Below are 15103 nucleotides of genomic sequence, written 5' to 3'. Positions count from 1 at the left end.
CCGCCTGCCTGCATTACGGGCGTGAAGCTTCCCCTTCCAGCCGCCGCACCGCTTCCGCGACCTCGTTCCTGAAGCGCACCAGCGCCGCCTGTTCCGGCGCGGGCGGCTGCACGGCGGCCCACAGCATGTCGATCAACTGCGTGGCCGTCGTTTCCGTATCGAGCTTTCGGTGCCCGAGGATCGCGTCCCACAGCACGTGCTCGATCGGCCCGAACACCATCGAGCGCAGCAGGCTCAGCGGCAGGTCCGCGCGAACCTGCCCGGCCGCCTGTCCGCGCGCGAGCACGTCCATCAGCGGCGCCGTATAGCGGCGCTGCAGCGCGGTGAGCTCGTCGCTCAGCGCATGCTGCTTCGCACGGCCTTCCGACAGCACCAGCGCGCACAGCCCCGTGCCGTTCACGAGCATCAGCCGCAGGTGGGTGCGCACGATGAACGCGAACTGCTGCTGCACCGACGCATCCTGCGGCATCCCGTGCTCGAACGCGGCGATGATTTCGTCGTACCAATCCGCGATGACGCGCGCACACAGCTCGCGCTTGCCACGGAAGTAGCTGAACACCGTCGCCTCGGATACCCCCACGCGCTGCGCGATTTCGGCGGCCGTCGCATGCTCGTAGCCTTTTTCGGCAAACACTTCACGACCGGCGCGCAAGATGTCCTGCACGCGCTGCTGGGATTTGCGCCCGGCGGGTGCGCGCGGCGTGTCGGCGCGGTCGGCTTTGACGGTGGCGGTCATGGTGTCGGCGGTAGCGGCTGTCATGTCGGCATGATATCTGAGTGTCACTCAAAAAACTATTGACGCCGCACCGGGAGAGGCGTGAAACTGTGCAAAATTTACGCTGTATTGGTCAATGAATCGGCGCATTCATTCGATTTGAGCGAAACTCAGAAATCGGTGCATGCGACACACTTTCTGGAGACGGAGGAGACATGATCAACCTGCCCGGCGTGCAATTCATGCTCGGTGAAGACATCGAGATGCTGCGCGATGCCGTCGCGACGTTCGCGGCGAAGGAAATCACGCCGCGCGCGGCGGAGGTCGACCGCACCGACCAGTTTCCGATGGATCTGTGGAAGAAGTTCGGCGATCTCGGCGTGCTCGGCATGACGGTTGCCGAGGAATACGGCGGCGCGAACATGGGCTATACCGCGCACATGGTCGCGATGGAAGAGATCTCGCGCGCATCGGCGTCGATCGGCCTGTCGTACGGCGCGCATTCGAACCTGTGCGTGAACCAGATCCACCGCAACGGCACCGAAGCGCAAAAGCAGAAATACCTGCCGAAGCTCGTGTCGGGCGAACACATCGGCGCGCTCGCGATGAGCGAGCCAAATGCCGGCTCCGACGTCGTCAGCATGAAGCTGCGCGCCGACAAGCGCGGCGACCGCTACGTGCTGAACGGCACGAAGATGTGGATCACCAACGGCCCCGATTGCGACACGCTCGTCGTCTACGCGAAGACGGACGTCGAAGCGAATTCGCGCGGCATCACCGCGTTCATCGTCGAGAAGGGGATGAAGGGCTTCTCGGTCGCGCAGAAGCTCGACAAGCTCGGCATGCGCGGCTCGCACACGGGCGAGCTCGTGTTCCAGGACGTCGAGGTGCCGGAAGAGAACATCCTCGGCCAGCTCAACGGCGGCGTGAAGGTGCTGATGAGCGGCCTCGACTACGAGCGCGCGGTGCTGTCGGGCGGCCCGACGGGCATCATGGCTGCGTGCCTCGACGCGGTCGTGCCGTATATCCACGACCGCAAGCAGTTCGGCCAGGCGATCGGCGAATTCCAGCTGATCCAGGGCAAGGTCGCGGACATGTACACCACGTTCCAGGCGTGCCGCGCGTATCTGTACGCGGTCGGGCGCCATCTCGACTCGGCGGGCAGCGACCACATTCGCCAGGTGCGCAAGGACTGCGCGGGCGTGATCCTCTATACGGCCGAGAAGGCGACGTGGATGGCCGGCGAGGCGATCCAGATCCTCGGCGGCAACGGCTACATCAACGAATACCCGGTGGGCCGCCTGTGGCGCGATGCGAAGCTCTATGAAATCGGCGCCGGCACGAGCGAGATCCGCCGGATGCTGATCGGCCGCGAGCTGTTCGCGGAAACGATGTAACGCCCCACGTCACGCGAACGGAGCCCCGTCGATGCCGATCATCGAATCCAGACTGAACCCGCGTTCGGAAGACTTCCGCGCGAACACCGCGGCGCTCGAGGCGGTCGTCGCCGACCTGCGCGCGAAGATCGAACAGCTCGCGCAGGGCGGCGGCCAGGCCGCGCGCGACAAGCACCTGTCGCGCGGCAAGCTGCTGCCGCGCGACCGCATCGCGCAACTGCTCGATCCGGGCGCGCCGTTCCTCGAGCTGTCGCAGCTCGCGGCGAACGGCATGTACAACGACGACGCGCCGGGCGCGGGCGTCATCACCGGGATCGGCCGGATCGCGGGCCGCGAGTGCGTGATCGTGTGCAACGACGCGACGGTCAAGGGCGGCACCTACTACCCGATGACCGTGAAGAAGCATGTGCGCGCGCAGGAAATCGCCGCGGAAAACCGGCTGCCGTGCGTGTACCTCGTCGATTCGGGCGGCGCGAACCTGCCGAACCAGGACGACGTATTCCCCGATCGCGACCACTTCGGCCGCATCTTCTTCAACCAGGCGACGATGTCGGCGGCCGGGATCGCGCAGATCGCCGTCGTGATGGGCTCGTGCACGGCGGGCGGCGCGTACGTGCCCGCGATGAGCGACGAGTCGATCATCGTGAAGGACCAGGGCACGATTTTCCTCGGCGGGCCGCCGCTCGTGAAGGCCGCGACCGGCGAGGAAGTGAGCGCCGAGGATCTCGGCGGCGGCGACGTGCACACGCGCCTGTCGGGCGTGGCCGACCATCTCGCGCAGAACGACGCGCATGCGCTGTCGATCGCGCGCAACATCGTCGATCATCTCGCACCGAAGATCGCGTCGCCGGTGGCGCTGCGAGAGCCGAAGCCGCCGCGCTACGACGCGAAGAGCCTGTACGGCGTGATTCCGGTCGATACGCGCAAGCCGTTCGACGTGCGCGAGGTGATCGCGCGCATCGTCGACGATTCCGAGTTTGACGAATTCAAGGCGCGCTTCGGCACGACGCTCGTCACGGGCTTCGCGCACATCTGGGGCCACCCGGTCGGGATCGTCGCGAACAACGGCATCCTGTTTTCCGAATCGGCGGTGAAGGGCGCGCATTTCATCGAGTTGTGCTGCCAGCGCAAGATCCCGCTCGTGTTCCTGCAGAACATCACGGGCTTCATGGTCGGGCGCAAGTACGAGAACGAAGGCATTGCGCGGCATGGCGCGAAGATGGTGACGGCCGTGTCGAACGCGAAGGTGCCGAAGTTCACGGTGATCATCGGCGGCTCGTTCGGCGCCGGCAACTACGGGATGTGCGGCCGCGCATTCGGGCCGCGCTTCCTGTGGATGTGGCCGAATGCGCGGATCTCGGTGATGGGCGGCGAGCAGGCCGCGTCGGTGCTCGCGACCGTGCGTCGCGACGGTATCGAGGCGAAGGGCGGCGAGTGGTCGACCGACGAAGAGGAAGCATTCAAGCAGCCGATCCGCGACCAGTACGAGCGCCAGGGCCATCCGTATTACGCGAGCGCGCGGCTGTGGGACGACGGCGTGATCGATCCCGCGCAGACGCGCGACGTGCTCGGGCTCGGCCTTGCCGCATCGATGAACGCGCCGATCGACGATACGCGCTTCGGCGTGTTCCGGATGTAACGAGGAGAGCGGACGATGCGATACGAAACCATCAGGGTTAACGAAGCAAACCGCGTCGCGACCGTCACGCTCGCGCGTCCCGACGTGCGCAACGCGTTCAACGAGACGACGATCGCCGAGCTGACCACCGCGTTCGAATGGCTCGATGCGCACGAAGGCGTACGCGCGATCGTGCTCGCGGCGGAAGGCGCCGCGTTCTGCGCGGGCGCGGACCTGAACTGGATGAAGAAGATGGCCGGTTACTCGGACGACGAGAACCGTGCCGACGCGCGCAAGCTCGCGCGGATGCTCGAGGCGATCCATCGCTGCGGCAAGCCGGTGATCGCGCGCGTGCATGGCGATGCGTATGCGGGCGGCGTGGGCCTCGTCGCGGCGGCCGATATCGCGATCGCCGCCGACGGCGTGAAGTTCTGCCTGTCCGAAGCGCGGCTCGGGCTGATTCCCGCGACGATCGCACCGTACGTCGTGCGCGCGATGGGCGAGCGCGCGGCGCGCCGCTACTTCACGACGGCCGAGGTGTTCGACAGCGCGCGCGCCGCATCGCTCGGCTTCATTCACGACGCGGTGCCGGCCGGTGCGCTCGACGAGACGGTCGCGAAGCTGGCCGCGACGCTCGTCGCGAACGGCCCGGACGCGGTGCGTGCGTGCAAGCGGCTCGTCGCCGATGTGGCTGGCCGCGCGCTCGACGCGACGCTGATCGAGCAGACCGCCGACTGGATTGCGCGCACCCGCGCAGGCGCGGAAGCGCGCGAAGGGATCGCGGCCTTCCTCGAGAAACGCACGCCGTCGTGGCGTGAATGACGTCGTCGTGATCCACCCTTTCCGGACGAAACCGAAGCCATGTTCGACAAGATTCTGATCGCCAACCGCGGCGAAATCGCGTGCCGCGTCGCCGCGACGTGCAAACGTCTCGGGATCGCGAGCGTCGCCGTCTATTCAGATGCCGATGCCAACGCGAAGCACGTGGCTGCATGCGACGAAGCCGTGCATATCGGCGGCTCGGCGGCAGCGGACAGCTATCTGCGCATCGAGCGCATCATCGAAGCCGCGCGCGCGACCGGCGCGCAGGCGATCCACCCCGGCTACGGCTTCCTGTCGGAGAACGAAGATTTTGCGCATGCGTGCGAAGCGGCCGGCATCGCGTTCATCGGGCCGCCGGTCGATGCGATCGCGGCGATGGGATCGAAGGCCGCCGCGAAGGCGCTGATGCACGCGGCCGCCGTGCCGCTCGTGCCCGGCTATCACGATGACGACCAGGACGCGGGGAACCTGCATCGCGAAGCCGACGAGATCGGCTATCCGGTGCTGCTGAAGGCCAGTGCGGGCGGCGGCGGCAAGGGGATGCGCGTGGTCGAGCGCTCCGACGATTTCCCGGCGGCGCTCGCATCGTGCCAGCGCGAGGCCGCGAGCAGCTTCGGCAACGACCGCGTGCTGATCGAGAAATACCTGACGCGCCCGCGCCACGTCGAGGTGCAGGTGTTCGGCGACACGCACGGCAATACCGTCTACCTGTTCGACCGCGACTGCTCGGTGCAGCGCCGTCACCAGAAGGTGCTCGAGGAAGCGCCGGCGCCGGGCCTGCCCGACGACTTGCGTCGCGCGATGGGCGAGGCGGCCGTCGCGGCCGCGCGCGCGGTCGGTTATGTCGGCGCGGGCACCGTCGAATTCATCATGACGGGCGACGCGTTCTACTTCATGGAAATGAACACGCGCCTGCAGGTAGAGCATCCGGTCACCGAGATGGTCACGGGGCTCGATCTCGTCGAATGGCAACTGCGCGTCGCGTTCGGCGAGCCGCTGCCGCTGAAGCAGGACGAGCTGCGCGTGCAGGGTCACGCGCTCGAGGCGCGCCTTTACGCGGAGAACCCCGCACGCGGCTTCCTGCCGTCCACGGGTACGCTGAAGCACCTGCGGCTGCCGGACGGCGTCGAGTTCGACATCGGCGCCGCGGTGCGCGTCGACAGCGGCGTGCGCGAAGGCGATGCGATCACGCCGTTCTACGATCCGATGATCGCGAAGCTGATCGTCCATGGCGCAGACCGCACGGCAGCGCTCGGCCTGATGCTGCGCGTGCTGCGCGCGTGCGAGGTGGTTGGCCTGCATACGAACGCCGCATTCCTGCAGCGGATCGTCGCGTGTGAGCCGTTCGCGACGGCCGATCTCGACACGGGCCTGATCGAGCGCAACCACGACGCGCTGTTCGCGCCGCAACAGCCGCCGCGCGCGACGCTCGCACTCGCTTGCGCGGCGCTGCTCGCGCGCGAACGCGGCGCGGCCGCGCCGGGCGCATCGCCGTGGGGCGCGCTGCCGGACTGGCGACTGAACGGCGGCTATCGCCGCACGCTCGAATGGCGTGCGGTGGACCGCGAAGCGGACGTAACGGTTGCGTATGAAGACGACGGCGCCGTTGTGCGCATCGCGGCCGGCGACGCGGCCGCGCAGCCGTTCGCATGGACGCGCGGCGCAACGCCGCTCGATTTCGACGTGACGCTCGGCGGCGTGCGCAGCAGCGGCCGCGTATATGCGGACGGCGACACGTTCCATGTGTTCACGCAGGGCGCGGCCGAGACGTTCGAATGGCGCAACCTGCTCGCGCATGCGGGCGACACCGAACAGGGCGGCGGGCGTTTGACCGCGCCGATGCCGGGCAAGGTGATCGCAGTGCTGGTCGAACCGGGTCAGAAGGTCGAAGCCGGCACGCCGCTGATCGTGATGGAAGCGATGAAGATGGAGCACACGATCGGCGCGCCGAGCGCGGGCGTCGTCGCGGAAGTGCTGTACGGCGTCGGCGACCAGGTCGCGGATGGCGCGCAGTTGCTGATGATGGCGGAAGGCTGATCGACGCTTTCGCGGTGCGCGGGCCGGCGGCTGCCGGCCCGTGAAAACCGCTTCGCGAATCACCGCACGCAGGCGGTTGTGACAGGCGCTGCCTCGATTGCATCGACACGCCGACGCCGTACGAATCTTTCGATCGAATTACGTTTTGCCGGCGAAATCCATACTTCCGTCGAACGCGTGGCCTGCTGCGCCATACCCTCCCACCGCGCGTCCATCGTCACTCGACACCGTCGTGTAACAAGTCGAACATAGCATCTCGCCGTCGATATGACCGACGCGGGCTCGCGTCCGTGTCACGTCATCACATCCACGGAGATACGTTATGCGAACGTCGGCCCTACGGCCTTTCGCGGTCGTCGGTCTGGTCGCGCTGATAGCACTCCTCAGCGCCTGCGGCGACGACCTGAATGCAGACCCCGCGCCCGTCGCGCAGCAGAAGGCCGCTTGCGGCGGCGCCGCCGTCGCCACCGCGCAGATGCGCTGCCCGCCGGGTTTCATCGCGCCCGCATCGTCGCCCGCTTCCTGATCCCGGTCGTTCCAACCAGAAATCCAATCAAGAGCAACCAGCATGGTCACCCATTCGCGACGCGATTTTCTGAAGTTCTCCGCCGGCCTCGCTGGCGCGACCGCCGCCACCGCACTGCTTCCCGAATCGATCCGCAAGGCACTTGCGATCGAGCCGAATACCGTGACGGGCACGATCCAGGATGTCCAGCATATCGTCGTGTTCATGCAGGAAAACCGCTCGTTCGACCACTACCTCGGTCACCTGAGCGGCGTGCGCGGCTACAACGACCGCTTCCCGGTCACGCTGCCGAACGGCAGGCCGGTGTGGTTCCAGCCGCGGCAGGAGGACAATACGAGCGTGATCGCGCCGTTCCGCTACGACACGACCAACCCGGGCGTCAACGCGCAGTGCGTCGGCGGCCTGCCGCATACGTGGGCGACGACGCACGGCGCGATCGACAACGGCCGCGCGGACCAATGGGCGGTGCAGAAGTCCAACATGACGATGGGCTACCACGTCCGCGACGACATCCCGTTCCATTACGCGCTCGCGGATGCGTTCACGGTGTGCGACAACTACTTCTGCTCGATCCCGGGCAACACGCACCCGAACCGCATGTACCTGATGACGGGCATGGTCGATCCGCTCGGCACGGGCGGCGGCCCGCTGCTCGACAACACCGACTACATCGACAACCAGTTCGACAAGATCAAGTTGCCGCCCTTCAGCTGGACGACCTACCCGGAGCGGCTCGAACAGGCCGGCATCTCGTGGCAGGTCTATCAGCAGGGCACCGGGTTCGACAACTTCACCGGCAACTACGGCACGAACATGCTGGCGTGCTTCGACAACTTCGTGAATGCGCCGGCCGGTTCGTCGCTGCAGACGCGCGGGATGAGCACGCGCCCGATCACGCAACTGAAAGCCGACGTGCAGGCGAACGCGCTGCCGCAGGTATCGTGGCTGCTGCCGCCCGCCGCGTATTCGGAACATCCGAAGTTCACGCCGCTGTACGGCGCCTACTACCTGTCGACGATCCTCGACGCGCTGACGTCCAATCCGGACGTGTGGAGCAAGACCGTCCTGCTCGTCATGTACGACGAGAACGACGGCTTCTTCGACCACGTCGTGCCGCCGCAGGCGCCGACGCTGCCGGGCTCCGGCATGAGCACCGTGGATGTGTCGCTCGAGCGGCACAACGTCGTGACTTCGACGCAGACCGGTACGTATACCGCCGACAACCTGCCATACGGCCTCGGCCCGCGCGTGCCGATGTTCGTCGTGTCGCCGTGGTCGAAGGGCGGCTTCGTCTGCTCGCAGGTCTTCGATCACACGTCGGTGCTGCAATTCATCGAGAAGCGCTTCGGCGTGATGGAAACGAACATCTCGCCGTGGCGCCGCGCGATCTGCGGCGACCTGACGTCGGCGCTCGACTTCTCGAAATCGGATGCGACGCTGCCGACCCTGCCGAGCACGCAGGCGTATGTCGCGCAGGCGGACCTGCAATGCTCGCGTGCGTCGTCGCAGACCGCGCCGGCCAGCACCGCGCAGCAGGTCGTGACCGCGCAGGAACCCGGCACGCGGCCGGCGCGCGCGCTGCCGTACGAACTGCACGTCACGGGCCAGCTCGGCGCGCAAGGCTACGCGCTGACGTTCGCGAATACCGGCACGCAAGGCGCGCACTTCTGGGTCTATACGGGCGACGCCACCGCGATGCCGCGCCGCTACACGGTCGAAGCGGGCAAGCAGTTGACCGATACGTGGGCGCTCGACGCGAACGGCAACTACCTGGTGAGCGTCTGGGGCCCGAACGGCTATTTCCGGCGCTTTGCGGGGGCCGCCGCCGCGGACGCGGCCGCGAAACCCGAAATCACCGCGTGCTATGACGCCGCGAACGGCGACGTCTACGTGACGTTCGCCAATGCGGGCAGCAGCGCGTTGACGGTCACGGCGACCGATGTCGCGTACGGCGGGGCGGCGCGCACGCTGACGATTCCTGCGGGGCAGCGCGTCGAGGCGCACTGGGATCTGTCGTGCAGCAGCCACTGGTACGACCTGCAGTTCGCGGTTGCGGGGAATGCGGGCTGGATGCGCCGCATCGCGGGGCACGTCGAAACCGGCAAGGCCAGCATTACCGATCCGGCCGCCGTGGCGCCGACGATTACGGCGATCTGACGGCAACCGGCATGCGCCGCCGGCTGGTTGGATCCGGCCGGCGCATGCGCTTGCGATGTTGCGGCTGCGGTGGCGGCGTCAGCGCAGCTGCCCGTCGTCGTGCGCCATCATCAGCGCGCGCATGGCGGGCCACATGCCGTCGGAATGCACGATGTAGGTGTCCGCGCGGCGAAACTGCCAGCGCGTGTTGAAGCTGACGAGAGCGGCCACGCCTTCGCCGTGCAGCTGCCCGTCGCACTCCATCGCGCGAATGAAATGAAGCTGGTCGCCGGAGGATCGCATATCCGTGTCGCGGATTTGCGTACGCCAGCCCGGTACTAACCATCCATGACAGTGTGCCCGTTAGCGGTTCGCTAAAATGCCGGGTTGCCGCCGTCGCTTGACGCGGGCGGCGCTTCGCGCGCTACACTGCGCTCATTCCACACCTCGAACCTCCCATCCCGCCGACGATGACGTCTCCTGCCCTGAACGGCCTGCGCATCGGTATCACGATCGGATTGCGTGCCCCCGACGAAAGCCTTTGGATCAACGGCATCAAGCAGAACGCGCTGTTTCTCGCGAAGCTGCTGATGGCATCGCCCCACAGCTACCGCGTGACGCTGGTCAACACGACCGACGTGCCGCTCACCGACGCGCTGCCGTGGGATCGCGCCGTGTACGACACGCGCGCGTTCGCCGACATGAAGGATTCGCTCGACGTGGTGATCGAGCTCGGCGGGCAGATCGACGGCGAGCAGACGGCCTACCTGAAAGCGCGCGGCGCGAAGCTCGTCAGCTATTGCTGCGGCGTCGAGTACATCAACGCGATGGAGTCGATGCTGTTCGGCCGCCGGCTATGGGACACGCTGTTCATCAACCGCGGCTACGACGAGGTGTGGGCGATTCCGCAGATCGCGCCGTCGTCGCTGCCGTTCCTGCAGTCGCTGCGCCGCTGCCCGGGGCGCGTCGTGCCGTTCGTGTGGGATCCGATGTTCCTGAGCGCACGCGCGCAATCGCTGCCGGAGCACGGCGAATACCGGCCGCGCAGCGAGCCTGGCAAGCGACTGACGGTAATGGAGCCGAACCACAACGTCGTGAAGTTCTGCGTGTATCCGATGCTGATCATCGACGAGGCGTATCGCCACGATCCCGATGCGATCTGCTTCACGCACGTGACGAACGCCGATCGCCTCGCGCACGACAGCCCCGAGTTCGTGATGCTGATGAATTACCTGGACATCGTGCGCGCGGGCAAGGCGAGCTTCGTCGGGCGCTTCGATACGCCGCTGTTCCTGGCCGACCTGACTGATATCGTCGTGTCGCATCAATGGTCGAACCCGCTCAACTATTTCTATTTCGACGTGTGCTGGCAGGGCTATCCGCTCGTGCACAACGCGAGCCTCGCGCCCGATCTCGGCTACTACTATCCGGACAACGACGTGCAGCAGGGCGCCGATGCGCTGCTGCGCGCGCTGCATACGCACGACGACGACTGGGAAGCGTACACGCGGCGCCAGCGCGACATCCTCAGCCGCTATACGTCGGCGAATCCCGCGCTCGTCGCCGAATACGACGCGCTGCTCGCGAACCTGATCGGCGCGACGGCCGCATAAGGCGTTTTTTTCGCGGCGCTTATCCGTTGCGCCGCTGGCCGCCATCGGGGTTGTCCCGCCCTAATGTCTGATGAATTGATGCCGTTAAAAAAGAAACCGTCGAACCCGGTCGGGTCGACGGTTTTTGAAGGCACGAATTTGACGGCTCCGAGGGAAGTCCGTCGAAAACAAGTTTATAGGTTAACAAGTCTGAAAGATTGTTAAATTTGTTTCGATCGGCAATCATCATATAATTAAAATTGATATTATTGATTCAAGGCGATCTGATTCTGTTTTGAAATTTAATAATTTTGTTTGAGGCGGGAAATTGCATGCTGCGACGATCGAATGACGCGTGGCGACAGGTTTTCAGCAGGTAATGGCCCGGGCAGCCGGCCACGGCGGCGGGCTCGGCATCGAATGCGGGCGGCGTTTTACGGGGCGGTATTTATCTGGTCAATTGAGAAAAATCGCGATTTGCAGGGGGCATGTCGCGGGAAAACAATTTGGATGAAGTTGTTTGGATGGAAGGGATAGGCGGCGTATGCATTGGGGTTTCGTAATTCGCGTTGTGTAACCTGTCGCACTGTCGGTGTCGTGCGTACATGATGTATTCCCAGTAATTGAATATCGTTGAAAATATCGAATTTGACGGCGCGCCGAAGCGATAAGTACGCTCCCGGAAAAGATCGACATAACAGGATGGGCCGGGTAGGCGGCGGAGCGCGTCATGGTCGGTTCGCTCCGCATGTTTGTTGAGGTCGAGCCGCCTTCGGCGGCTCGCCATTTGCCGGAGCGCCGGATGAATGCGGTCGAAACTCGCCTGGAGGCGAATCGGGAAGCGAATCGTGACGAAATCGATCTCGTGTTCGGCGCACCCGACGATCATCCCGACCTCGCGTCGGTACGCAGTTTCGTGGAAAGCCGACTCGGGTTCGCACACGAGCCGGTGTGCCGCTCCGACCTGTCGGGCGGCGTGCTGTACCAGGAATGTCTGGCGCGGTTGCGCTGGGGCGAGCGCGACGTGCTGCCGCCGGTCGCGTTCCTGCCGCGCCTCGAGGCGCTCGGGCTGATGCGCTGGTTCGACCGGCTCGTGGTGAGCCGGACGATCGACGGGCTGCGCGCCGATCCGGGCGCCGTCTACGGGTGCAACGTCGCGGCGGCGAGCGCGGTCGTCGACGATGCGTGGCTCGCGATTTTCAGGCGGCTCGAGCGCGAACCGTCGGTTGCGGCGCGTCTGGTGGTCGAGATTACGGAGACGGGGCCGCTGAATCCCGTCGCGGGCCGATCGTTCGTGAACCGCTTCCGGCAGGCCGGATGCCGGATCGCGATCGACGATTTCGGCGTCGGCTTCAGCGCTTTGAACAATCTGGTGGTCGGCAATCCCGACATCGTGAAGCTCGACCGGTCGGTCCTGTCGATGATCAAGCGCAACTCGATCGGGCGCTACCAGTTCCGCAGGCTGATCGCGTTCGCGCATGAAGGCGCGCGGCACGTCGTCGTCGAAGGCGTGGAGAACGAGATCGACCGGCAGATCATCGTGGATGCCGGCGTCGCATGGGCGCAGGGCATCCGTTTTACATGGCGGCCGCCGCGTGACGGCGCGGGAACCGGCGGGCGGCGTGCGTGATGCGCGCCGGAGTCGGGTGGATCCGGCGCGTGGCCGGGACGAATCGCAAAGGGGCACACATGGCGGGGACGAAGGCCGGAGGCGGAACAAGCATGCAGGCGACCGATGCGCGCGACCTGGCCGCGCTCGCCGAACTGGCCGACATGCTGTGGCAACTGGGCGCCGAATCGACCGATGTGCCGATCGACGTCACGCCGTATCTCGATGGCCTGAAGGCCGTCGCGCGCCGCATTCAGCGGATGACGCCGCTCGACGCCAACGGCCGCGAGCTGGCGGCGCGCCACTATTACGCGGGCGTCATCGCGGGTGCGTGCGGCGACGATTCGGCGATCGCGCGCGGCGTGTCCGACAGCCTTGTGAAGCAATCCGGCGGCGCAAGCCGGCCGGCGGCCCGTTGCTTCGCCATGCTCGCACGCAAGGGGCGGCGGCATGGCCGCGCATTCGCCGCGCAAAGCGGCGCTCGGATGCTGGTGTAGGGCGCGCCCCCCTGTTTCGACAAAATCATTCGTGTGGCTGGCCGCCAGAAGGGCCCGTCATTAGCGTGAGCAGGCCCTGGCGCATCCGGTGCGCGTGCCGGCCGGACGCGGCCGGCTTCGACATCGTGCGGGCGCAGCGGCCCGGCCGCCCGGACGCGCAGCAAATCGATCAATCCTTCCCGAAACCGCCGAGCACCAGCGCCATCGCGCGGTCGATCGCGTCGTCCCATTGGCCGACGCGCGCCGCGCGCACGATCCGGATGCCGGGGTAGAGCGCGGTGCGCGAGCCGGTTTCCCAGCGCGCATCGGCTTTCGGGCTGAGCAGCAGCACGGCCGGCACGCCGAGCGCGCCGGCGAGGTGGATGTGCGCGGTGCAGGTGGTCACGACGGCGTCCATCGCGAGCATCAGCGCCGCGAGATCGCCGAAATCGCCGATCGCGTGATGGGGGAACGTCACCGGCAGGTCCGATTGCTCGGACTGCGCGGACAGGTCGCGGTTGATGCAGTACGCGGCGTAGCCCTGCATCCGTGCAAGCGGCGCGAAATCACGCGGGCTCGCTGCGCGATGGAAGCGCGCGTCGCTTTCGTCGCGGCCGCGCCAGTTGAGCCCGATGCGGCGCGTGCCGGGCGCGTGGCCATCGTGCGACACGCGCTCGCGCCACGCGGCCGCGTGCGCGGGCGGACACGACAGGTAGGCGGCCGGTGCGCCTTCCGGCGCCGGCGCGTAGCCGAACCGGGCGGCGAGCATCAGGAACGAACACCAGTAGTCGTGCGCGATCTGCGACGTGTCGGCCCATGCGCCGTGCACGCCGATGAATTCGATGCGCGGGAACGTATGGCGCAGCAGCCCCGTCAGTGCATCGGGGACGACGACGGTCACGCCCGCGCAGCCGAGCGCGTCCAGCGCATGCAGGTAGCGCGCGTACTGGAGCTGGTCGCCGGCGCCGCCGTAGCTGAGCACGAGCAGCCGCTTGCCTTGCAGCGGCTGGCCTTGGTAGAGCCGTTCGGTAGGCAGTCCGAACTGCGCGGCCGTCAGCACGTTTTCGCTGGCGACGGTGGCGCGCGCTGCTTCTTCGCGCCGGCCGGCGCGCAGCAGCAGCGCCGAGCGCGCCAGTTCGATGCGCCCGCGCGTTGCGTCGGGCAGCGCCGCCGGATCGCCGAAGCGGTCGAGCGCCGCGAGCCCCGCGTCGGGCACGCCGGCGAAGCCGTAGCACGACGCGAGCTGCAGCGCGATCGCATCGTCGTCGAGCCCGCGGCCGCGCGCGCGTTGCCAGCGGTCGATCGCATGGCCCCACTCGCAGCGCGATTCATGGTCGAGCGCGCGGTTCCAGTTCGTTTCGGGCGCGTCGGCGTCCACTGCGCCGGCGGTCGCATGATTCGCATTGCTTTCGGCCGTCGATGCGGTGGCGAGCGGCTCGCCCGAGATGAACAGCCGCTGCCTGTCCCAGCGCGGGTTCGGCACGCAGAGCATGTTCAGCCCGTCGATCCGGTAGAACGTATAGTCGAGACCGGCGAACGTATCGATGATCGGCGCTTCGCCGACTTTCCAGTATTCGATCCAGCACCACGGCAGATGCGTCTCGATCAGCCGGCGCGCGCCGCGCAGCGCGTCGATCTCCATCCCTTCGATGTCGAGCTTCAGGAAATCCAGCCGCGGCAGGCCGAGCGAATCGAGCCTGGCGACCGGCGTCGGCGTGCCGCCCGCCGCTTGGCCGTCGACGAGCGACACCGAACCGAAATCGGCGTCCTGCCCGTAGTCGATGTCGGGCACCTTCATCGTGCCGTTGGCGCTGGCGAGCCCCATGTTCAGCAGATGGAGGTTGTCGAGCTCGTTGAGCGCGATGGTGCCGCCGAGCGCATGGAACAGCGTGCGCTGCGGCTCGAACGCGTAGACGTGGCCGCCGCGCGCGTGCAGCCGGTGCGCGATCGGCACGCACACGAGCCCCGCATTCGCGCCGCCGTCCACCGCGATCGCGCCGTCGGGCAACTGGTCGATCACCTGCAGGATCGTGTCGAGCTCGGCCTGGATATGCGGCCGGCCGGTCTTGATCAGCGCTTCGGCCTGCAGCGCGCAGTGCCGGTTGATGACGAACGGGCCGTGGATCGAATCGATCACGACGAAATTGCGGACGGTCTGATTCATGGGCGGGACGG

General features: G+C 66.7%; 11 protein-coding genes and 1 pseudogene. 9 read left to right on the top strand and 3 right to left on the bottom strand.

Going from position 1 to position 15103, the window contains the following annotated elements; translation table 11 throughout:
- Positions 1-13: 13 nt before the first annotated feature.
- A complete protein-coding gene (locus DM992_RS23750; protein ID WP_034180868.1) occupies positions 14-760 on the bottom strand; it encodes a TetR/AcrR family transcriptional regulator in 747 nt (248 codons plus the stop codon).
- A 170-nt stretch (positions 761-930) separates the two neighbouring features.
- Here DM992_RS23750 and DM992_RS23745 point away from each other — a divergent pair, with 170 nt between their 5' ends.
- From DM992_RS23745 to DM992_RS23720, 6 genes are all read left to right on the top strand, one after another.
- Complete coding sequence (locus DM992_RS23745) at positions 931-2112, top strand: isovaleryl-CoA dehydrogenase (RefSeq protein ID WP_039339638.1); 1182 nt, start codon at positions 931-933, stop codon at positions 2110-2112.
- A 31-nt stretch (positions 2113-2143) separates the two neighbouring features.
- The gene (locus DM992_RS23740; protein ID WP_111018891.1) at positions 2144-3751 is read left to right on the top strand and encodes a carboxyl transferase domain-containing protein; all 1608 of its coding nucleotides are present in this window, start codon (positions 2144-2146) and stop codon (positions 3749-3751) included.
- A gap of 15 nt (positions 3752-3766) precedes the next feature.
- Entirely contained in the window at positions 3767-4552 is a 786-nt protein-coding gene (locus DM992_RS23735; RefSeq protein ID WP_111018890.1) for an enoyl-CoA hydratase/isomerase family protein, read from the top strand.
- A 39-nt stretch (positions 4553-4591) separates the two neighbouring features.
- The gene (locus DM992_RS23730) at positions 4592-6589 is read left to right on the top strand and encodes an acetyl/propionyl/methylcrotonyl-CoA carboxylase subunit alpha (RefSeq protein ID WP_111018889.1); all 1998 of its coding nucleotides are present in this window, start codon (positions 4592-4594) and stop codon (positions 6587-6589) included.
- Positions 6590-6911: 322 nt separating this feature from the next.
- A complete protein-coding gene (locus DM992_RS23725; RefSeq protein ID WP_111018888.1) occupies positions 6912-7115 on the top strand; it encodes a hypothetical protein in 204 nt (67 codons plus the stop codon).
- Positions 7116-7157: 42 nt separating this feature from the next.
- On the top strand, positions 7158-9272 hold the full coding sequence (locus tag DM992_RS23720; RefSeq protein WP_111018887.1) for a phospholipase C, phosphocholine-specific: 2115 nt from the start codon (positions 7158-7160) through the stop codon (positions 9270-9272).
- A gap of 78 nt (positions 9273-9350) precedes the next feature.
- Here the strand turns inward: DM992_RS23720 and DM992_RS23715 are convergent.
- Positions 9351-9548 (bottom strand): annotated as a pseudogene (locus DM992_RS23715) (galactosyl transferase GMA12/MNN10 domain protein); the annotation flags it as partial.
- Positions 9549-9721: 173 nt separating this feature from the next.
- On the opposite strand from DM992_RS23715, the gene DM992_RS23710 reads away from it, so the two are divergent.
- The 3 genes from DM992_RS23710 to DM992_RS23700 all read left to right on the top strand — a co-directional run bounded on the left by DM992_RS23710 (position 9722) and on the right by DM992_RS23700 (position 12949).
- Positions 9722-10864 (top strand): DUF2827 domain-containing protein, encoded by a 1143-nt coding sequence (locus DM992_RS23710; RefSeq protein ID WP_111018886.1) that lies wholly within the window; start codon positions 9722-9724, stop codon positions 10862-10864.
- 781 nt (positions 10865-11645) lie between these two features.
- Positions 11646-12473: an EAL domain-containing protein gene (locus tag DM992_RS23705; protein ID WP_111018885.1), complete on the top strand. Its 828-nt coding sequence runs from the start codon at positions 11646-11648 to the stop codon at positions 12471-12473.
- Positions 12474-12532: 59 nt separating this feature from the next.
- Entirely contained in the window at positions 12533-12949 is a 417-nt protein-coding gene (locus DM992_RS23700; protein WP_204356171.1) for a hypothetical protein, read from the top strand.
- 169 nt (positions 12950-13118) lie between these two features.
- On the opposite strand, the gene DM992_RS23695 is transcribed toward DM992_RS23700, so the two are convergent.
- On the bottom strand, positions 13119-15092 hold the full coding sequence (locus DM992_RS23695; RefSeq protein WP_111018883.1) for an FkbM family methyltransferase: 1974 nt from the start codon (positions 15090-15092) through the stop codon (positions 13119-13121).
- Positions 15093-15103 lie beyond the last annotated feature (11 nt).

Source organism: Burkholderia sp. JP2-270, from assembly GCF_003233675.1.
Taxonomy (GTDB): Bacteria; Pseudomonadota; Gammaproteobacteria; order Burkholderiales; family Burkholderiaceae; genus Burkholderia; species Burkholderia pyrrocinia_C.
The sequence above is the reverse complement of the archived record's forward strand: the minus strand, read 5'-3'. Positions and strand labels throughout refer to the sequence as shown.